The following is a 20280-nucleotide window of genomic DNA, read 5'->3' as shown; positions in this document are numbered from 1 at the left end:
TGTCCGACCTATTCCGGCAAGTTCTTCAGGAAAGGCAGCACCGCGTCAACAAAAGCCTGTGGCTGGTCGATGTTGACGGCGTGTCCGGCGGCGGGGATCACGACTTTTTGTGCGCCGGGAATTTTCGCGGCCATGTAGTCCGAGGCAGCTAGGAACGGCGTGTCGTCGGCGCCGACCACGATCAGGCTGGGCACCTTGATCTCCGGCAGCAGCTCGATCACCTTCGCATCGCGCTGGGTCAGCATGCCGCGTGCGGCGAGCGCCAATCCCCTGGCATCGCGATGGCTCGCGGTGGCGCGCTCGCGCGTTGCCGCCTTCAGCACGTCGAGCCCTTCGCGATCGAATTTGTCGGCAGTGGCGAGCGCGCGCGCATTCCAGGCCTCGCGTGCATCGTCCTTCTTGAAGCCGGGGCCGGTGTCGATGATCAGCAGCGCGCGGACGCGCTTTGGATGCGCGCGAGCGAAGGCAAGCGACATGTAGCCGCCGAGCGAGAGCCCGCCAATGATGGCGCGCTCCGTGCCGACCACATCGAGGATCGCGGCGATGTCGCCGACGGTGAGTGCTTCGCTGTAAGCGGCGGGATCGTCGGGATAGTCGGACTGGCCGTGACCGCGCATGTCCCACAAGATCAGCTTGTGATCCCGGGCAAGTGCCTCGACCTGCCCATGCCACATTGCCGAAGTCGATGAGTAGCCGTGGGTGAGCAGCAGCGGCCAGCCCTCGCCATGAACCTCGTAATGGATTCCAACGCCGTCCCGATCGATCTTAGGCATTGCATCCACCTTATTATCTTGTCTTCCCCCATCTTAACGCGCCGGGTTACTCGGAGGAAACTGCCTGAATGCGATGGCCTGCCTGCTTGGCGTGCACTCTGTTGCGTTCAGCCGCTGCATCACCGCTGTTCTCGCAACGCACAAGATGCGCGCGCCTCGTTTGTTTCGATCGATTCCAAATTGCATTTGCCTCCGCGCCTGAACGCGATCATTCTTGCGATCAAGGCTGGCGCCGGCCCGGTGGGCGTCCGCTACTCAAGTTGCCGCCGTAAGCGGCTTCATGCACCGGCAGGGGAAGACGCCTATGCCAACTCTCACCATCAACGGGCGGAGTCTGTCCGTGGATGCGGCGAACGACACGCCGCTCCTCTGGGCGATCCGCGAGCAATTGCAGATGACCGGCACCAAATTCGGCTGCGGTGCCGGCCTGTGCGGGGCCTGCACCGTGCACGTCAACGGTGAAGCCGTGCGTTCGTGCCAGACCATGGTCGGCGATGTCGCCGGCAAGAAGATCACCACCATCGAAGGCCTCGCCGCCAAGGGCGACCATCCCTTGCAGAAGGCATGGATCGCCGAACAGGTGCCGCAATGCGGCTACTGTCAGTCCGGTCAGATCATGCAGGCGGCCTCGCTGCTGGCGAAGAATCCCAACCCGACCAAGGAAGAGGTCGTGGCGCATATGGACGGCAATCTTTGCCGTTGCATGACCTATTCGCGGATCCAGAAGGCAATCATGCGCGCCGCAACCGAGATGCGCACCGCATCCGCCTCCGGCAACGAGCGGAGGCCCACATGAACAAGCACGTGAACAACGTTGCGCCCGAGGCGACCGATCTCAGCCGCCGCTCCTTCCTGGTCGGCACAGCGGCCGCCGGCCTCGTGCTCGGCTATGCCGGCGTGCCCGGCATCGGTGAGGCGCTTGCGGCGCCTTCGAACTTCGAGCCGAGCGTTTGGTACGCGATCGCGCCCGATGGTCTCGTCACCGTCACCTGCCGCAAGGCCGACATGGGCCAGCACATCGCCTCCACCATGGCGCAGATCGTGGCCGAAGAGCTGGGCGCGAAGTGGAGCGACATGCGCGTACAGCTTGCCTCCAACGATCCGAAGTTCAACGATCCCGTGTTGGGCGCTCAGATCACCGGCGGCAGCTGGTCGACCATGATGAACTTCGAGGCCATGAGCCGCGCCGGCGCTGCCGGGCGGATGGCGTTGACAGAAGGCGCGGCCGCCGCGATGGGCGTGCCGGCGTCGGAGCTCGTGGTGCGCGATTCCATGATCTCGCACCCGAAGTCGAAGAAGGCGATGTCCTTCGCCGATGTCGTCAAGAGCGGCAAGGCGACAAAAACCTTCACGCCGGACGAGCTGAAGGCGATCAAGCTGAAGACGCCGGATCAATACACCATGATCGGCGTGTCGGTGCCGCAGCTCGACATTCCCTCCAAGACCAACGGCACGGCCAAATACGGCATCGACGTGATGCTGCTAGGGATGGCCTATGGCGCGGTCGTGACGCCGCCCGTGCGCTTCGGCGCCACGGTGAAATCGGTCGACGACAGTGCCGCCAAGAAAGTGCCGGGCTTCATCAAGGCCGTCACCCTCGACGACAAGACCGGAACGACCTCGGGCTGGGTCGTCGCGGTCGCCGGCACATATGCCAACGCCAAGAAGGCGGCGCAGGCGCTCAAGATCGCCTATGACGGCGGTCCAAACGCGAAGGTGTCGAGCCAGTCGCTGCTCGACGAGGCCATGCGGCTTCAGAAGCAGGAGGATTCCGGCCAGTTCTTCGTCAAGGACGGCGATCCCGCGGCGGCGTTCGGCACGGCGGCCAAGGTGCTGGAGGCGGAGTACACCACCAGCATCAATATCCATGCGCCGATGGAGCCGATGAACGCCACTGCGGAGTTCAAGGGCGAGATCCTGCACATCTATTCCGGCAACCAGTTCGCAACGCGCTCCGGCGCGATCGCGGCGGGTGCGGCCGGGATCGATCCGAAGTTCGTGGTCATGCATCAGATGTGGCTCGGCGGCGGCTTTGGCCGCAGGCTCGATGCCGACATGATGATTCCGGCGGTGCAGGCGGCGAAGGCCATCGGCAAGCCGGTGAAGGTGATCTATACGCGCGAGAACGACATGACGATGGATTTCTCGCGTCCGCTCACCTACCAGAAAGTGAAGGCAGGCGTGGACGGCGACGGCAAGCTCATCGCGCTCAGCCACGACGTGGTTTCGGCGTGGCCGACCCAGCGCTGGGGAATACCCGATTTCCTGACGCCCTCGGTCGACAAGAAGGGTCCGCTCGACTCCTTCACGGTGAACGGGGCCGACTTCTTCTACACCGTGCCCAACCATCATGTGCGCGCGATCAAGAACGAGATGGCGCACAACGCGACGCCGTCCGGCCAGCTCCGCTCGGTCGCGCCGGGCTGGACCTTCTGGGCGGTCGAAAGCATGATCGACGAGATCGCGGCGGCGGCGGGCAAGGACCCCGCGCAGTTCCGCATCTCGCTGCTCGACGGCGCCGGCAAGAACGACGGCGGTGCGCAGCGGCTGCGCAATACGCTGCTCGCCGCGATGGGTCTTGCCGGCTACGGCACCAGGAAGCTGCCGAAAGGTGAGGGCATGGGCGTGGCCTGCGTCTCGTCGCAGGAACGCGCGACCGCAAGCTGGACGGCCTGCGTCGCTCACGTCGCCGTGGCGCCATCGGGCGAAGTGACCGTGAAGAAGCTCACGGTCGCCACCGATGTCGGCACGCAGGTGCATCCCGACAACATCCGCGCCCAGGTCGAGGGTGCGGCGCTGTGGGGCCTGTCACTGGCGATGTACGAGAAGGCGACGCTGAAGGACGGTGGCATCGAACAGACCAATTTCGACAGCTACACGCCCTTGCGCATGAGCCAGGTGCCGGAGGTCGCGATCGCCGTGATCGCCAATGGCGAAAAGGCCACTGGCGTCGGCGAACCCGCGGTGACAGTGATCGCACCCGCGATCGGCAATGCCATCTTCAACGCCTCGGGCGCCCGCGTCCGGGCCCTGCCGATCACGGCCGAAGCCGTGAAGGGCGCGATGAAGGCGTAAGGCTGGTTGCGATTGTTGACCTGACATGATCCGCCGGGGGCAGCCCCCGGCGGATTCGTCGTTAAAAAAGCCCTGTGTTTGCAACCACATCTCTACTGTGCATGGGGTTGTTTTCGAGGTTTTTGATTGGAACCGCCGGGGACGCGAATTCCGTAAAATTGTCCCAGATTCCGCAGGGTTCCATTGAGCACGCCTCTTAAGGGCCGGAGAACCTGATCCGGCTTAGGCTTTTGCCCGAAACACGCCCGTGCTCTTGGGGAAGCCATGAACGCCTCAGCCAAACCCGCCGCCAAACGCCGGCTTCTGCTCGCCTCCGACCGGAGCGACGAGAGCACCGAGCTCGCCAGCATTCTCAAGGCGGTCGGCGACGTTGCCACGGTAACGACGCAGGAGCTCCCCGAGCAGCCCTCGCGCGATCTCTCCGGCCTCGTGGTCGACATCAATCTGCGCTCGCCCGACAGCGTGCAGCGGGTGCGCAACAAGCTGCGCGGCGACGCCTATCGCGCCATGCCTCGTCTGTTCGTGCTTGCGGACGCCCTGCATCACGGCACCATGCAGGCTTGGGCGCTGGGCGCCACCGACACCATCTCGCGGCCGCTTCAGCCTGAGGACATCCTGCAGCGCATCCGTGCCGCCTTCCCCGACACCGCCGTCTATGACGCGACCGATCGTGGCAAGACGCTCAATCGCGGCGTCGAGGCCGCGCACGCGGTGCTGAAGAAGATGTTCGAGAAGCTGCCGCTCGGCGTGCCCCTGACCTTCGACGACGTCATCGCCGCCGAGAGCAAGATCCTGAAGGCGATCAAGCACTCCTCGCTGCGCGAGTGGCTCACCACGGTGGGCTGCCACCATGTCGGCAGCTACCGGCATTGCCTGTTCGTGACCGGATTTGCGGTCTCCTTCGCCCAGCACCTCGGCATGCGCGAGGACGACCAGCGCCGGCTGACCCGTGCCGCGCTGCTGCACGATGTCGGCAAGGCCTTCGTTCCCTCCGCGCTGCTCGACAAGCCCGGCAAGCTCACCGACGAGGAGATGGCTGAAGTCCGCCAGCATCCGCGCCGCGGCTATGACGCGCTCGCGGCTCAAGGCGGCTTCCCGCCGGAGATGCTGGACGTCGTGCTGCATCACCACGAATTCCTCGACGGCTCCGGCTATCCCAACAATCTCTCGTCGAACCAGATCAGCGATATCGTGCGGGTCACGACCATCGTCGACATCTACGCGGCACTCGTGGAGAAGCGCGCCTATCGCATGCCTTTCACCCACTCGCGCGCGTTTGCGATGATGGAAGGCATGGGCGGCAAGCTGGACCAGCAGCTGTTGCAAGCGTTCCGCCCGGTGGCGCTGGGGTCGTTCTGAACTCCGGTGTCGTCCTGGCGAAAGCCAGGACGACGTTGTGGTAATCGCTCGTGCTACCCCACCATCTTCCTCAGCTCCGCCTTCGCCACCTTCTCCAGCGTCGAGCGCGGCATGTCGTCGACGAAGCGGATCTCGCGCGGCATCTTGAAGTCGGCGAGGCCGGCGCGGCAGGCGGCCATCACGGCGTCGTGCAGATCAGGCCGGGCACCGGCGACGCCACCCTGCGGGATGATGAAGACGACCGGCACCTCGTCCAGCATTGGATGCGTCTTCGCCACCACGGCGGCCTCGCGCACGCCGGGGACCAGTGCGACCACCTGCTCGATCTCCGACGCGGCGACGTTCTCGCCGCCGACCTTCAGCATGTCCTTGCTGCGGTCTGCGAAGCGAATGTAGCCGTTCTCCAGCCGCCCCACGCGGTCACCGGTGAGAAAGAAGCCGTGCTCGTCGAAGCTCTCGCGCGTCGCCTTTTCGTTGTGCAGATATGCGGCGAACAGCGACAGGCCGACAATGCCCTTGATCGAGAGATTTCCGGTGCCGTCGATTTCGGTCGGCCGCCCGTCGTCGTCGGTGATGCGGATTTCATATTCCGGCGCGGCGCGGCCGATCGACATCGGGATGTTGGGCTGGTCGATCTCGCCGACGATGCCGTGGGTGATGGTCTCGGTCATGCCCCACCAGCCGATGATCTTGACGCCGAAGGCGGCGAAGGCCGGCGGCTCGTTGATCGCGGTGCCCCACAGACGGAATTTGTGATCGCTCGGGATCTCCTGCTCGAGCAGCGCCTTCATGCAGAACGGGATCGTCGAGGTCCAGGTCGAGCCGTGCTCGCGCGCAGCGCCCCAGAACCGGCTGGCGGAAAAGCGCGGCTGGATCACGCAGGTGGCGCCGACCCATAGCGTCGCCAGCATCGAATAGGCCAGCGCGTTGGTGTGGAACAGCGGCAGATAGGCCTGATGCACGTCGCTTGCGTGCAGGTCTTCGTGCGCGGCGTTGATCTTGGCGCCCCACAGCGCGTTGGCGTGGGTCCACAGCACCGCCTTGGGGCGCGATGTCGTGCCCGAGGTGTATTGCACGCTGCACGGCGCGAGCGGATCGATCGCGCGCCTGGGACGGTCGGCGCTATCGGCGAACAGCTCCTCAAAGCTGTCGCCGCGTGAGACCGGGTTCCCGGGCGGCGCGCCCGCATCGTGCGAAGTCACCGCCATCCAGCGGATGTTGCGGCAATTCTGCGCGACGATCTCGGCATAGGCCGGCTGTGTGATCGCGGCGACCGCGCCGCAATGATCGGCAAAATAGTCGAGTTCGGCCGGCGCCGAGCGCGTGTTGGTGGTCACCGCGATGGCGCCGAGTTCGACACAGGCGAACCAGGCCAGCAGCGCCTCGATGCAATTGTCGAGGTGAATGAGCACATATTCGCCCGGCTTCACGCCGCGCTTCGTCAGTCCCGCCGCGAGCGCGCCGACCCGCTCGTGAAACTCGCCATAGCTCCAGCGCCGCGCAGGCGCGTCGAACGGCGCCCAGATCAGGAACGGATGTGAGCTGCGCACGTCAGCCCGCATCTTCAGCAGCCAAGGCACATCGAGCCCGTCGAATGGGCCGACGATTCCGGCGGCGGCTTGCGAAGTCGGCATATGTCCTCCCGTGCAGCCTGCATCTTGCCGGCGGCCGCGTTTTGATGATTGCGTCTTCCTGCTCTCTCAGCCCTCATGCGACGGTGCGTGGGGCAGGCGGCTTGGCCTTACCGGCCGCCGTCCTCGTATGACGAAATCTCGATCAGGCTGCCATCCGGATCCCTGCAATAGACCGAGCGCAGCGTGCCGCGGGCGCCCTGCTTGGGAACCGGGCCCTCTTCGATCGCAACGCCATGTGCCTTCAAATGCGCCACCACCTCGTCGGGGCTGGCGGAGGTGAGGAAGCACAGATCCTCGCTGCCGGCGGTCTGGTGGTCCGCGGTGAACCACTCCACCTTGTCGGCATCGCGCGGCCGGACGTTGATCTTCTGGTTACCGAATTGTAGCGACGTCCGCGGCGCTTTGCCGCCGCCGGGGTCGAATACCTTGACTTCCATGCCGAGAATCTTGCCGTACCACTCGGCGGTCACTGCGACGTTCGCGACGTTGATCACGAGATGATCGAGGGCTTCGACCTTGACCGCCATGCCTTATCCTTTCGTCGTGATGCACCCCGTGTACTTTGCGCCTGCGGCAAGCTTTGTTACAACCGCGCCGACGCCATTTTCAAGCTATCTGGCTTCAAGAACAACACGTTGGGAGAACCCTTGAGATGATCACACGCCGTACCGCGCTGAGCCTGCTCGCCGCCAGTCCGCTTGCAGCCAGCCCGCTGTCGAAGGCCCTTGCCGCCGATTACCCGACCCATCCGGTGAAATGGGTGGTCGGCTATCCGCCGGGCGGAGCCACCGACATCCTGGCGCGCCTGATCGGCCAGCGGTTGTCGGAGAAGTTCGGCCAGCAATTCGTGATCGAAAACAAGCCGGGTGCCGGCAACAATATCGCCACCGAATCGGTCGTCAACGCCGAACCCGACGGCTACACGCTGCAACTGGTCAATCCGGCCAACTTCATCAACGCCTCGCTCTACACCAACCTGAAATTCAACTTCGTGCGCGATATCGCGCCGGTCGCCTCGTTCCAGCGCGTGCCGAACGTGATGACCGTCAACAAGGACGTGCCGGCCAAGACCGTCGCCGAGTTCATCGAATACGTGAAGGCCAACCCCGGCAAGGTCAACATGGCCTCCTCGGGCAACGGCACCTCGGTGCATCTGTCCGGCGAGATGTTCATGGCGCTGACGGGCTGCAAGATGCAGCACGTGCCCTATCGCGGCGCCGCACCCGCGATCACCGACATGCTCGGCGGCCAGGTGCAGGTGATCTTCGACAACATGCCCTCGATCATCCAGCACATCCGCTCCGGCTCGCTCCGCGCCATCGGCGTCACCACGGCGGAGCGCTCGCCGCAGCTGCCCGACGTGCCGGCGATCGGCGAGACCGTGAAGGGCTACGAGGCGAGCGCGCTGTTCGGCATGGGGGCGCCGAAGAACACGCCCAAGGAGATCATCGCCAAGCTCAACAGCGAGATCAACACGCTGATAAAGGAGCCGGACATGGCCAAGCGCCTGGTCGAACTCGGCGGCGAGCCGCGGGCGCAGACGCCCGAGGCGTTCGGCGACGAGATCAAGGCCGAGACCGAGAAATGGAAGAAGGTGGTCGAGTTCGCCGGCCTGAAGGTCGAGTAGCGATCTTGTGATGTCCGGGAATGGAGCCCTGCCGTTCGGCAGGGCTTTTTTCTTGGATGCCGTGCCATTGAGCTGGAATAAAGCGGCTTCGTGAAACCTGATGGGTATATGGCGCGTATGATGCGCTGTGAGGAGAGGAGTAGATCATGCGTAAGACGCAATTGGTGCTGGTGGCACTCGGCGTGACAGCCCTTGCCGGCTTCGCGACGGTTACGCCGGCAGCGGCGCGCGACTATCCTTGGTGTGCCCAGGGCGGTGAGTATGATTATCCGGGGGAATGCTCCTACAGCAGCTATGAACAATGCCAAGCCAGCGTGTCCGGCCGGCTGCTGTACTGCGATCGCAATCCCCGCTTTGCCTACAGCCAGGTTTCTCCGGCGCAACCGCGATCGCACCGGCGGCCGCGCCCCGTCGCGCCGTACTAGCGAGCTGGCTGACTTCAGCCCGGTTGGAGCGCCTCGTATAGGCTCGACGCCTCCAGCCGGCCCGCGTTGCCGCTACCGCTTCGCGTCGGCCTGCTCGATTCCGTTGCACGAGATCAGCATCGTGTAGGGCCGCGCATTGCCCGCGATGTCTGTGGTCTTGATCTCGCCTTTCGGTTCGGCAGTCTGGTAAGGCACCACGGAGTTGTCGAGGAAGTCGCGCAACGCGCCGGTCTTGATCGCGAAGTTGATGTTTTCGGGGATGTTGCCGGTCGCAGCGGCCATCCGTAATCCGTCCAGCTTTCCCGTAACGACGCCAACGATCTGCCCGGTGGTGTCGAACAGCGGGCCGCCGCTATTGCCGGGCTGCACCGGCGCACTGATTTGCAGGAAACGCGAATCGTTGCGCATGCCGCTGAGCGAGCTGACGATGCCGGTCGTGACGGTGAAGTCCGAAGTCAGCAGCCCATGGAAGGGAAAGCCGATCGCGACGACGGAATCGCCGGAGCGGATCGAGCGGTCGCGGATCCGGGCGAACTCCTTGAACATGGTCGTCGACGGCGCCTGCAGCAAGGCGAGGTCGTTGTTGGCGTCGCTCGACACCACGCGCAAAACCATTCCGGCTTCGCCCGTGAGATTGCCCTTGATGTCGCCGACGCAGCCATTGATCACATGGTTATTGGTGACGACGTGTCCGCTGGCACTCACGACGAACCCGGTGCCGCTCTTGGCTCTGGCAGGTTTGCTGCCGTTGGCTGGCGGTCCCTGCTTGTCCGGCGCTGGCTGCGGCTTGGCGGCGATCTTGGTGAAGTCGCCGGCCTTGTCGAGCCCGTCGGCTTTCACCTTGGTGACGCAATTGGCCAGTGCCGCAATCACGGGCCCGGCCGAGGTCAGGTCGAAATTCAGCACGGTGCGGCCGCTCGTCGCGACCATCAGGCTTGCCTTCTGAAACGTTCGTACCACGTTGGCAGGCATGACGGAGCTGAGCATGTTCGTCTGGTTGGCCGTGGCGAACAATCTGGCTTGCTCCTGTCCGTCAAAGATGACGTCGATCGCGGCATTCTCGCCCTGCTTGAAGCGGTAGCTGGGACTGGCAAAGCTCAAGATCCACGAGCCCCCAGCATTCTGGCCGACGACGAGAATGACGCCGTTGGCATAAGGCGCCGTCGCGGCACAATGCGAGAAGGCTCCCGTTTCGTCATTGCTGAACGCGCCGCCGACCCAGTTGCCGATTTTGACGCTGCCGAATGGGCCGGCTGCCTGTGCTGCGGTGACGACGCTCACCTGCAATAATGACGCAACGATGAATGGCTTAAGCCACATACTCTCCCCCCAGCGCGTTCGCGCGCATCTTATCCGCGGGAGGACGTCTCGCGCAACCGGCAGTTGTCTGTTGAGGACGGATCCTCTCGGGCGACCTTCGGGACTTGCCTTTACTTTGCAATCCGATATGCTTTGCGGTACAAAGTAACAGACGGATAGACCCGGCAGGGATAGGCGGAGCGAGGTTTTGGCGTTGCCAATGCGCGATCTCGACAAGGCACTGGCCGACATCGTGGCGATCCGCAGCCAGATTGCGGCAGGCACGGCATTTCGCGGTTACGGCCCGGCGACGATGGCCGCGACCGGCGCGGTCGCGCTTCTCACCGCGATCCTGGAATTCTGGCTGCTTGGGGATGCCACCAGCGAACCGCTCGGCTTCTTCTTCGGCTGGTTCATTGCCGCCGCGCTCTCCGGCCTGATCATCGGCATCGAGATGCGCGCGCGTTCGCGCCGCCATCATTCGGGCCTCGCTGATGCCATGATCCACCAGGCCGTCGAGCAATTCCTGCCCGCTGGCGTTGCCGGTGTGCTGCTTGCGGTGGTGATGTGGAAGTTCGCGGGCGAAACGCTGTGGCTGCTGCCGGGCCTGTGGCAGATCCTGGTGTCGCTCGGCATTTTTGCCTCCGTCCGTTCGCTGCCGCGCACCGTGGCGCTCGCCGGCGCCTGGTATTTCATATCCGGCTTTGCGGTGGTGGTGCTCGCGAGCCAGACCCATACGCTGTCGCCATGGACCATGGGCCTGCCCTTCGTGATCGGGCAATCGGTGATGGCGGGCATTCTGTATTTCGCATCGGGAGACCATGATGTCGAAGATTGACAGCGCACCCTTCTCTTATGAAGGACTGGACCGCGTGATCCACGAGAAGGCGAGGCTCGGACTTCTGACCTCGCTGATGGCGCATCCGAAAGGTCTGGCGTTCGCCGATCTCAAGCAGCTCTGCGGCCTCACCGACGGCAATCTCAGCCGGCATCTCGCCGTGCTCCAGGAAGCCGGCCTCGTCGAGGTGACCAAGGGCTATGAGGGCAATCGCCCGCACACGACCTGCCGCCTGACCAAGGCCGGCCGCCGCCGCTTCCTCGACTATCTCGCCGTGCTCGAACGCCTGGTGCGCGACGCAGCCAAGGCTGCCGGCCGCGAGGCGGCGCCGCTCGGCCGTCTCGGTATCGTCTCGACCTGATCCTCCCCCTTTTTTGACCGGAGACTTTGCAATGCAAAGTGACCTTGTGTCCCGCAACGACAAGCTTCACGTCGGCATCATCATGGATGGCAACGGCAGATGGGCGACGCGGCGCGGCCTGTCGCGCGTGCGCGGCCATGAGGCCGGCGTCGAGGCGATCCGCCGCATCGTCGAGGCCGCGCCCAAGCAGGGCATCGGCACGCTGACGCTCTACGCCTTCTCGACCGACAATTGGCGAAGGCCGAAGGCCGAGGTCGCCGCGCTGATGACGCTTCTGAGATTCTACCTCGGCAACGAGGTGCAGAGCCTGGTCAAGAACGGCGTGCGCCTCACCGTGATCGGCCGGCGAGACCGCCTGCCCGACGGTATCGCCAATGCGATCGCGCGCGCGGAAGACGCCACCGCGCACGGTGGCACGCTTCATCTGCGCATCGCCGTCGACTATTCCGCCCGCGACGCCATCCTCAACGCGGCGGCGAAGGCGGCGGCGCTGACGAGTCTCACCCGCGAGGCGTTCTCGCAGCTCGTCACCGGCGAGGCCGGTTTGCGCGACGTCGACCTCATCATCCGCACCTCGGGTGAGAAACGGCTGTCGGACTTCCTGCTCTGGGAAGGTGCCTATGCCGAGCTGCACTTCACCGAGCGGATGTGGCCCGAATTCGACGCAGGCGATCTCGCTGCGGCCCTGGCCTCCTTCCACGGCCGCGAGCGTCGCTTCGGCGGCCTCCAGGCGATCGTGCCGGAGGAGGTGCCTTCACTCTCTCGCGTGTGACGCCCGGCACCGAGCAACGAACTGTTCGTTTTCGGCCGCAAGATTGGCAGCACCGTCCAAGCGGTAAGCGCGCGGTCTCGGCTAGGTGTGCATTCGATGCAACCTGCCGAGAGCCGCGCGCATGTCACAGCCGTTGCTGGATGCCATTGTCGAGTCAGCCGAAGGCAACGCCACGCTTCGTATCAGGCCGGCCAGCGCGTCCGATGTCGAGATCCTCTCGATCAATTTCACGAGCCTCTCCACGACATCGCGCAACAAGCGCTTCATGGGCGCGCGGGCGGACTTTGCAATGATCGCGGCCGAATGCGTCGCCAAGACCAGCAATCCCCGTCATTTCACCCTGCTCGCCGAGATCAGGCACGAAGGGCAGGGCACGATCATCGGCGAAACCAGATACGCCTACGATGCGGCTGCACGGCATGGTGATTTCGCCATCTCTGTTGCCGATGGCTTTCAGCGCCAGGGCGTCGGCCTGCAGATGATGACGGCGATGGAGAGGCACGCGAGCGATCTCGGTCACGAGATGATTGCAGCCGAGACCGCGCGCGTGAACGCCGAGATGCGCGGTCTTGCGAAGAAAGCGGGGTTCGAGGACACCGGTCTCGGAGACTGGCAGTCGGTCCATCTCGCGAAGCGTCTGTCGCGATAGCCGGGCTTGCCGCGAACCGAGCAAGCGCGACCGAAGTCGGCGGACGTGGCGGAGCTGGACCCGAGCGTCGAATTCTGGTGTCGTGGCACACCCTCAATCGCGTGTCTCCCAATGACCTCCTTCAAGACCATTCGTGCGCGCGCCGAAAAACGCAAGGGCGGGCCCAAGGCGCTCGAAAAGCTGATGCCGGAAAAGCCCGACCTGAAGGGCCTCGCCAAACGCGGCGACGACCGCATCCTCGCAGAGATGACGAAGCGTGTGTTTTGCGCGGGCTTTGCCTGGAGCGTGATCGAGACGAAATGGGACGGGTTTGAAGACGCCTTCCTGCGTTTCCAACCGGCCAAGCTCACCTTCCAGCCGGAGGATTATTGGGAGGACCTGCTGCGCGACGCGCGCATCGTGCGCAACGGTGCCAAGATCATGTCGGTGCGCGACAACGCGGCCTTCGTCCAGGAGATCGCAAGAGAGCACGGCAGCTTCGGCAGGTTTCTGACGAAGTGGCCGCCGTCCGACCAGATCGGCCTGCTCGAGCTTCTAAGCAAGCGCGGCAGCCGTTTGGGTGGCAATACCGGCCAGATGCTGCTGCGGTTCGTCGGCTGGGACGGCTTTGTGACGTCCAGGGACGTCGTGGCCTGCCTGCGCGATGCCGGTCTCGACATTGCCGAAGAGGTCAAGTCGAAGGGCGATCTCGCCAAGGTGCAGGCGCAGTTCAACGCCTGGGCCGAGGAGACCGGGTTGTCCTACACATATCTGTCACGCATCTGCGCGCTCTCTGTTGGCGAGAACAGAAGCGAGTAACGAATTCGGCTCTTGAAATCAGCTCTTGGAATTTGGCTCTTGGGATGTTGAATCATGTGCATCCTGTGGCGATCTGGTGCCGCAAGCGCGGCAGACGCGACGCGCGATCACGAAATGCATTTCTCCGGAACATTTGTGCGTAGCACCTGTTCGGAAGATTGGGCCAGGCGAACATCAGCGCAGGGAACGCCCGCTCTGGCTCAGCTCAGTGAAACCGACGTGACAGAAACGGAGCAGCTCATGAAGCTCACATCCGAACAGGTGAAGCAGACCGTCAACCAGCTCGGCGCTCAAGTGCTGCCCGACGAGCATCCCGCGATGCCGCAGCTCAACAGCATGTTCGGCGAGCACACTTTCTTCGTCGATGAGACGGGGCTGAAGGTCGTCGAGCCCACGGCGCCGCCCGGCACCGAGCGTCAGAGCGGCGAAGTCGTCAGCCTCGCCGATTGGGGCGATTCCGAGCTGACCCGCCTGATGGCACACGAGCCCGAACCGACGGGCGTGATCGTCGTGTTCGAGCACGTGAGGCATTGATCGGGCCCAGCGGATCGTCCTTCGGCGGCGAGTCTGAAAACCCGCCACCGTAGATTCGCGTTGCGAGCGCGCTCGACGTGGCTCTCTGCGTCCGCCGAAAGCCCGTCGGTTTGGTTCAGATGCCGAGAGTCAGCTGCGGCGGCTCCGCATCGTCCCCGGCCTGGAGGGAAGACAGCGAGACCCCCAGCAGCCTGACGCTCTTGGGCAGCGGAATCTCGACTTCGAGCAGGCCGCAAGCCAGCCGCTCAAGATCGTCCCGGCCTGCAACCGGCGAAAGAGCGGACCTGCTGCGCGTGATGATCTCGAAGTCGGCAAACTTGATCTTCAAGGTGACGGTGCGGCCACGGCTGCCCGTCGCCTCGCAATGGCGCCACACCTTGTCGACGAGCGGCTTGAGCTCGGCGACCAGCGCGTCGAATTCGGTGAGATCGCTTGAGAACGTGGTCTCCGCGCCGATGGACTTGCGGACCCGGTTGGCCCGGACCGGCCGTTCGTCGACACCGCGCGAAATCCAGTAGTAATAGGCGCCCGACTTGCCGAAATTCGCATTCATGAACTCCAGCGTCTGACGACGAATATCGAGACCGGTGAACATGCCGAGCGCGTTCATCTTCGCACCCGTGGCCGGGCCTATCCCATGGAACTTTCCGACCGGCAGGGTCTCGACGAAGGCGGGTCCCATCTCCGGTGGAATCACGAACTGACCGTTGGGCTTGCGATGATCGGAGGCGAGCTTGGCCAGGAACTTGTTGTAGGAGATGCCGGCCGAAGCGTTGAGGCCCGTCTCGGCCTTGATCCTCTCGCGGATCCTGAGCGCAACATCACGCGCCAGCGGGATGCCCTGCAGGTTTTCCGTCACGTCGAGATAGGCCTCGTCGAGCGACAACGGCTCGATGATGGGGGTATGCTCCGCGAAGATGTCGCGGATCTGCCTAGAGATCGCCTTGTAGACCTCGAAGCGCGGCTTGACGAAGATCAGATCGGGACATTGTCGCTTCGCCGTCGCGGATGGCATGGCAGAGCGAACGCCGAACTCGCGGGCCTCATAACTGGCGGCCGCGACGACGCCACGTTCCGCGGAGCCTCCGACGGCGACCGGCTTTCCGCGCAGCTCCGGATGATCGCGTTGTTCCACGGACGCGTAGAAGGCATCCATGTCGATATGGATGATCTTGCGGACGGGCGAAGCTTCGCCGGTCGCCGTGTCGGATTCGCTCATGGCAAGATGATACAATCGAGCGATGAGAAGCGCGAGGTGGGTGTGGTTCAGCGCTCGAGACAGGCTGGCCGCCGCTCCGGGATGTCCCACTTCATCAAAAAACAATCTCAGGCTTGTGAGTGGCCAGCATGGCCACGCGCTCTAATATGAGGCTGCGGAGGACAGCCCATGCAATACAGCTCCGAACTCATTCGAACGATGCGTCAGGCGCTGGAGGCCGTGATGGCCAGCGTGCCGCCCGATCAGTCGGTGTTCGGCCTGAAGGCGGCGGTCGCCGAATGCATCCTGAAGGCGGCCGCACACGGTCAGACGTCCTACGACGGACTGGTCACGTCGGCTTCCGACCAGGTTCAGGCGATCATCTCGATGCTGAATTGAGGTGGGCTTGCGCCGAGCAGGCGATGACCTGAGCGGGCGGGGTAACAACGCAAATCGGGTGAGGGTGCCTCCAGCGCGCACTGGAGGAGACTGGCGCACCCGACACGATTCGAACGTGTGACCTTTGCCTTCGGAGGGCAACGCTCTATCCAGCTGAGCTACGGGTGCTAGTCGAGGTTCATTTAGCCGATTGGCGGAGGGTGGGCAACCGCTTCCGCCGGCTTCGTCCAGGCTGATTTGGGCTAGGCTGATTTACGAGTCGCGCGGTCAGGAACCGGCACGCCGTCCCGCCCGAGCTTGGCGAACTCGGCGAGCAGCCGTTCGGAGCACATGACGCGGTTGCGGCCGAGCCGTTTGGCCGCATAGAGCGCCTGGTCGGCCGCGCCCAGCAGCCGTTGGGGGCTGTCGTCGGTTTCGTCCGGAATGTGGCTGGCGACGCCGACACTCAGGGTGACGTGCTCGCCGGCACCGATGGCGCCGTGGGTGACCCGCAAGGCCATCACCGCGCAGCGGATTTCGTCGGCGATGGCGCAGGCGGCATCGCAACCCATGTCCGGCAGGATCAGCGCGAATTCCTCGCCGCCATAACGGCTGGCGAGATCGAGCGGGCGCACGGCATACCGGCTGACGACGGACGCGACCGCGCGCAGGCATTCGTCGCCGCTCTGGTGGCCGTGGCGGTCGTTGAACAGCTTGAAATGATCGACATCGACGAACAGCAGCGCCATGGGCTTCTGCGTCCGCTGGGCGCGGGCCCATTCACTCATCAGCATCTGGTCGAACGCGCGGCGGTTCGACAGGCCGGTCAGCCCGTCCTTGGTGGCAAGCTCCTTCAGGGCCATCTCGGCGCGCTTCTGGTCGGCAAGGTCGCGCAAAGTCTCCACCACCGCGATCAGATGGCCGGCCTCGTCGTGAATGGGGCCGGCGTCGATGGCGAGATAGAGCTGGCTGCCGAGCTTCGGCATCACGCACCAGTTTTCGGCGCTGAAGCCGAGCCCGTTATGACCGCGCGCGGCATATTCCGAATAGAACGCCGGCAGCTGTTCCGGGCGGTCGAGCGCGACGAGGTCAGCGAGGCAAGGGCGCCTGGTCTCGTAGAAGGCCTGCCAGTGCTTATTGGTGCCGATCACCTCGGAGGCGGCGACACCGGTCAGCCGCTCGCAGGCCCTGTTCCAGATCACGACGCGGCGCTTGGGGTCGATCACGAAGGTCGGCACCACCAGATGCTGCATCAGCCGCACGGCATAGGAATCCGCAACGTCGACCGTCTTGGCTGGCGTTTTCCCCGGCTTCGCCATCTCAGGCCACCGCCGCCACCGGCAAGGCATGGCTCGAACCGAACAGCTTTCGCACTTCGCTGGCCGGCTTCGGTCTGCTGAAGAGATAACCCTGCATCTCCGTGCAGCCGAGCGCACGCAGCATCTCGCGCTGCGCCTCGGTCTCGACGCCCTCCGCGACCGTGGTCATGTCGCTGGCGGCGGCGATGTTCACCACCGCCTGCACGATCACGGGCGCGCCGCTCGTCTCGGCGATATCAGCGACGAAACAGCGGTCGATCTTGATCTTGTCGAACGGAAAGCGCTTCAGATAGCTGAGCGAGGAGTAGCCGGTGCCGAAATCGTCGAGCGCGATGCGCACGCCGATGGCGCGGAGCTGGTGCAGGATCGAGAGCGCCGCCTCGTCGTCGCGGATCAGCACGGCCTCGGTGATCTCGAGCTCGAGCCGGGAGGGGGCAAGTCCGGAAGCGACGAGCGCGCCGGCGATCCGCAGTGCCAGCGTGTCGCATTTGAGCTGCACCGGCGAGACGTTGACCGCGACACGCACATGCGCCGGCCAGGTCGCGGCCTCGTTGCAGGCCATGCGCAGCACCCAGTCGCCGAGCTCGTTGATCAGGCCGGTGTCCTCGGCAATCGGAATGAACTCCGCCGGCGACACCATGCCGCGCTCGGGATGCCGCCAGCGCAGCAGCGCCTCGCAGCCTGTGACCTCATTGGTGCGCAAGTCGACCAGCGGCTGATAGTGGATCTCGAAACCGCCGTTCACCAGGGCCTGCCGCAGATCCTGCTCCAGGCTCAGGCGCGCCTTGGCGCTCGCATCCATCTCCGGCTCGAAGAAGCGGTGAGCGCGGCGTCCTCCGGCCTTGGCGCCGTACATCGCGAGATCGGCATTCTTGATGAGCTGGTCGAGATCGGTGCCGTCCTGCGGCGCCATCGCGATGCCGATGCTGGCGTCGGTGGAGAGCTGATGGCCGAAGCAGTGATAGGGCCGGCGGATCGCCTCGAAGATCCGCGTCACGAATGACACCACGTCGGCGGACGACTTGATGCCGGTCTGGATCACCGCGAATTCGTCGCCGCCGAGCCGCGCGATCAGGTCGTCCTGTCCGAGGCAGCCGCGGATGCGGGCGGCGATTCCCTTCAACAGCTCGTCGCCGACGTGATGGCCGAGCGAATCGTTGATGCCCTTGAACTCGTCGACGTCGATATAGAGCAGCGCGAACTGACTGCCGCCGCCGACCTTCTCAAGTTCGCGCTCGATCTGCTCGCGGAATAGCGTCCGGTTGGGCAGGTCGGTGAGCGCATCGTAATGCGCCATATGCGCGATCTTCTCGTCGGCGCGCCGTCGTTCGGTGACGTCCTCGACCACGTTGATGAGGTAACGCGGCTCGCCGGAATTGTCGCGGATCCCGATCCGGGTCGAGGTGATGTAGCGCATTCCCTTGGCCTGGCTCTGCCAGGCATGTTCGTCTTTGAACAATCCCTCGGTCATCTGCAGCGCCTTGCTGTCGTCGTCGGTGACGACTCTGGCGGAGGCATCCGGGTAAATGTCGAAGGGAGTCTTGCCAACGATGTTTTCACTCGATTGGCCGAATTGCTCTTCCGCGGTCCGGTTGACCAGCAGATATTGCCGCGTTTGAGCATCCTTCACCGTGATCTGCGATGGGATGTGGTCGATGATCTCGCGCAGGAACATGTAGTTGCGGTCGCGTTCCTGCTCCAGATTGCGGCGTTCGGTGATGTCTTCGATCGTGGCCACCCATCCGCCCTGCGCGAGTGGGGTGTTGATGACCTGGAAAGCGCGGCCGCTCGGCAAGTGATGGCTTCTGGTGGAGACCGTGCCCTCCGCGACGATCCTCATGACGTCGGCGCAAAATGCCTCGACATCGCCTTCGAACGCGCCGCGCTCCTTGCGATGATACATCGCCTCGCGGATGTGACAGCCGGGCTTGATGACGTCGTGGGAGAGGCCGAACATGTCGGCGTAGCGGCGGTTGCAGGTGACGATGTATCCGGCTGCATCGTACAGGATCAACCCTTGCGACATGTTGTTCAAGGCGGTGTCGAGCCGCCCTCGCTCCGCTTCCAGCCGCTGCTGCGCCTCCCGATTCTGACGGCTGATCTGGCGAACGATCAGGAACAGGATCAGCGCAATCACGGTCGCCGAAAGCGCGGCGGTGGTGACCATGAAACCGGTCTGCTGCCGCCAGTCGGCCAGCGCCGCGCTCGTGGTGTTGGTCGCGACGATGACCAGCGGGAAATGCGAAAGCGAGGCGCCGGAGCCGAGGCGCTCGTCGCCGTCGATCGGGCCCCTGACGCGCAGGGTGTGCCGGCCACCTTCGGCCAGCATCTTGCGCATCAGCGGCGCGTCCTTGAAGTCCCTGCCGATCAGCTCTTCGACATGCGGGTAGCGCGACAGCATCTTGCCATTGCGGTCGAACAGCGAGATCGCCGTGCCCTCCGCAAGCGCAACGGATGCGAAATAGTTCTGGTAGCTGTCCGGATCGATCCGGCGGACCATCGTGCCGAGGAAGCTGCCGTCCACGCCGCTCAGCCGACGTGCGACAATCGTGGTCCATTTGCCGATGATGAAACTGCGGACCGACTCCAGAATCACCGGTTCGGCCATCGGATCGGATTTGAAGGTCTGGAAGTAGGCGCGCGAGGAGATGTTGATCTTGGGCAGCGGCTGGGCTCGCGACCAGTTGATCAGCTCGCCGTCGGCATCGTAGATCGCGATGTCGCCGAGATAAGACACCGAGCTGATCTTGCTCCGCAGCATCTGGTTCGTCGCGGGTCCGGACATGCGCTCGCGGAAAGCCGTGGCGGAACTGATCTCCGGCAGATTCATCTGCCCGATCACATCGGCGGCGACGACGTCCGCATCTTCGAATTGTTGATCGAAGTGCCGCGCGATCAGCTGCACCGTGTTTTCCAGCTCGCGCTCGCGGTTGGTCAGGGTACGTTCGCGAAATTCGCCGACGGCCAGGGCGGTCACCGCGAAGATCCCGGCGACCAGCAACACGCCGCACAAAGTAAGCCACAGCACCGGTCCGCGCCGGATGGCTGCCTCCCAGCCGTGCTTCGCGGCTAGGAACATTCGTGACGCAATCTCTGCAAAGACCTGGCGCATTCCCTCCCCCTGGAAGGACAGGAATACACCGCACAAATGGCGTAAAGCTTAGGAAAGCCAGTTACCTGGGCGTTAATCTCGTTGCACGAATACGGTTGCGCCGAGCGAGCCGCCGCGCTGCATCATGAA

At 64.2% G+C, this 20280-nt stretch carries 19 protein-coding genes and 1 tRNA gene; 12 read left to right on the top strand and 8 right to left on the bottom strand.

Annotated elements, in window-relative coordinates:
* Positions 1-8: 8 nt before the first annotated feature.
* Entirely contained in the window at positions 9-773 is a 765-nt protein-coding gene (locus tag IVB54_RS38465) for an alpha/beta fold hydrolase (RefSeq protein WP_018455846.1), read from the bottom strand.
* Positions 774-1077: 304 nt separating this feature from the next.
* Here IVB54_RS38465 and IVB54_RS38460 point away from each other — a divergent pair, with 304 nt between their 5' ends.
* From IVB54_RS38460 to IVB54_RS38450, 3 genes are all read left to right on the top strand, one after another.
* Positions 1078-1569, top strand: a complete 492-nt coding sequence (locus IVB54_RS38460; RefSeq protein WP_007616069.1) for a (2Fe-2S)-binding protein — start codon at positions 1078-1080, stop codon at positions 1567-1569.
* On the top strand, positions 1566-3848 hold the full coding sequence (locus IVB54_RS38455; RefSeq protein ID WP_247777004.1) for a molybdopterin cofactor-binding domain-containing protein: 2283 nt from the start codon (positions 1566-1568) through the stop codon (positions 3846-3848). The genes IVB54_RS38460 and IVB54_RS38455 overlap by 4 nt, the downstream gene beginning before the upstream one ends.
* Positions 3849-4112: 264 nt before the next feature.
* The gene (locus tag IVB54_RS38450; protein WP_085349734.1) at positions 4113-5207 is read left to right on the top strand and encodes an HD domain-containing phosphohydrolase; all 1095 of its coding nucleotides are present in this window, start codon (positions 4113-4115) and stop codon (positions 5205-5207) included.
* 53 nt (positions 5208-5260) lie between these two features.
* Here the strand turns inward: IVB54_RS38450 and IVB54_RS38445 are convergent, their stop codons facing one another.
* Both IVB54_RS38445 and IVB54_RS38440 read right to left on the bottom strand, forming a co-directional pair.
* A complete protein-coding gene (locus IVB54_RS38445) occupies positions 5261-6841 on the bottom strand; it encodes an AMP-binding protein (RefSeq protein ID WP_018455850.1) in 1581 nt (526 codons plus the stop codon).
* A gap of 107 nt (positions 6842-6948) precedes the next feature.
* Positions 6949-7368 carry a VOC family protein gene (locus IVB54_RS38440; RefSeq protein ID WP_018455851.1) on the bottom strand — a complete coding sequence of 140 codons (420 nt, stop codon included), beginning with the start codon at positions 7366-7368 and terminating at the stop codon, positions 6949-6951.
* Between the two features lie 125 nt (positions 7369-7493).
* Between IVB54_RS38440 and IVB54_RS38435 the strand changes: the two genes are divergently transcribed.
* Complete coding sequence (locus IVB54_RS38435) at positions 7494-8468, top strand: tripartite tricarboxylate transporter substrate binding protein (RefSeq protein WP_018455852.1); 975 nt, start codon at positions 7494-7496, stop codon at positions 8466-8468.
* A gap of 146 nt (positions 8469-8614) precedes the next feature.
* Positions 8615-8893: a DUF3551 domain-containing protein gene (locus tag IVB54_RS38430; RefSeq protein ID WP_083926408.1), complete on the top strand. Its 279-nt coding sequence runs from the start codon at positions 8615-8617 to the stop codon at positions 8891-8893.
* Positions 8894-8965: 72 nt separating this feature from the next.
* Here IVB54_RS38430 and IVB54_RS38425 read toward each other — a convergent pair whose 3' ends face one another.
* Positions 8966-10213, bottom strand: a complete 1248-nt coding sequence (locus tag IVB54_RS38425; protein ID WP_026233040.1) for a serine protease — start codon at positions 10211-10213, stop codon at positions 8966-8968.
* Between the two features lie 199 nt (positions 10214-10412).
* On the opposite strand from IVB54_RS38425, the gene IVB54_RS38420 reads away from it, so the two are divergent.
* From IVB54_RS38420 to IVB54_RS38395, 6 genes are all read left to right on the top strand, one after another.
* Positions 10413-11030, top strand: coding sequence for a hypothetical protein (locus IVB54_RS38420; RefSeq protein WP_018455854.1), 618 nt, complete (start codon positions 10413-10415; stop codon positions 11028-11030).
* Positions 11017-11391 (top strand): transcriptional regulator, encoded by a 375-nt coding sequence (locus tag IVB54_RS38415; RefSeq protein WP_007616058.1) that lies wholly within the window; start codon positions 11017-11019, stop codon positions 11389-11391. Before IVB54_RS38420 ends, IVB54_RS38415 begins: the two co-directional genes overlap by 14 nt.
* 31 nt (positions 11392-11422) lie before the next feature.
* Positions 11423-12163, top strand: a complete 741-nt coding sequence (locus IVB54_RS38410) for a di-trans,poly-cis-decaprenylcistransferase (RefSeq protein ID WP_018455855.1) — start codon at positions 11423-11425, stop codon at positions 12161-12163.
* A gap of 121 nt (positions 12164-12284) precedes the next feature.
* Positions 12285-12812: a GNAT family N-acetyltransferase gene (locus IVB54_RS38405; RefSeq protein ID WP_247777003.1), complete on the top strand. Its 528-nt coding sequence runs from the start codon at positions 12285-12287 to the stop codon at positions 12810-12812.
* A 111-nt stretch (positions 12813-12923) separates the two neighbouring features.
* The gene (locus IVB54_RS38400) at positions 12924-13610 is read left to right on the top strand and encodes a DNA-3-methyladenine glycosylase I (RefSeq protein WP_018455857.1); all 687 of its coding nucleotides are present in this window, start codon (positions 12924-12926) and stop codon (positions 13608-13610) included.
* A 240-nt stretch (positions 13611-13850) separates the two neighbouring features.
* The gene (locus tag IVB54_RS38395) at positions 13851-14144 is read left to right on the top strand and encodes a hypothetical protein (RefSeq protein WP_007598221.1); all 294 of its coding nucleotides are present in this window, start codon (positions 13851-13853) and stop codon (positions 14142-14144) included.
* A gap of 115 nt (positions 14145-14259) precedes the next feature.
* On the opposite strand, the gene dinB is transcribed toward IVB54_RS38395, so the two are convergent.
* Positions 14260-15363, bottom strand: a complete 1104-nt coding sequence (gene dinB / locus IVB54_RS38390; RefSeq protein WP_247777002.1) for a DNA polymerase IV — start codon at positions 15361-15363, stop codon at positions 14260-14262.
* 168 nt (positions 15364-15531) lie between these two features.
* On the opposite strand from dinB, the gene IVB54_RS38385 reads away from it, so the two are divergent.
* A complete protein-coding gene (locus IVB54_RS38385) occupies positions 15532-15741 on the top strand; it encodes a hypothetical protein (RefSeq protein ID WP_007598219.1) in 210 nt (69 codons plus the stop codon).
* 91 nt (positions 15742-15832) lie between these two features.
* Here the strand turns inward: IVB54_RS38385 and IVB54_RS38380 are convergent.
* The 3 genes from IVB54_RS38380 to IVB54_RS38370 all read right to left on the bottom strand — a co-directional run bounded on the left by IVB54_RS38380 (position 15833) and on the right by IVB54_RS38370 (position 20151).
* A tRNA-Arg gene (locus IVB54_RS38380) sits at positions 15833-15909 on the bottom strand.
* A gap of 74 nt (positions 15910-15983) precedes the next feature.
* Positions 15984-17039: a diguanylate cyclase gene (locus IVB54_RS38375; RefSeq protein WP_018455859.1), complete on the bottom strand. Its 1056-nt coding sequence runs from the start codon at positions 17037-17039 to the stop codon at positions 15984-15986.
* Between the two features lies 1 nt (position 17040).
* Complete coding sequence (locus IVB54_RS38370; RefSeq protein WP_247777001.1) at positions 17041-20151, bottom strand: EAL domain-containing protein; 3111 nt, start codon at positions 20149-20151, stop codon at positions 17041-17043.
* Positions 20152-20280: the final 129 nt, after the last annotated feature.

This window comes from Bradyrhizobium sp. CW1 (genome assembly GCF_023100665.1).
GTDB lineage: Bacteria > Pseudomonadota > Alphaproteobacteria > Rhizobiales > Xanthobacteraceae > Bradyrhizobium > Bradyrhizobium canariense_D.
The sequence above is the reverse complement of the archived record's forward strand: the minus strand, read 5'-3'. Positions and strand labels throughout refer to the sequence as shown.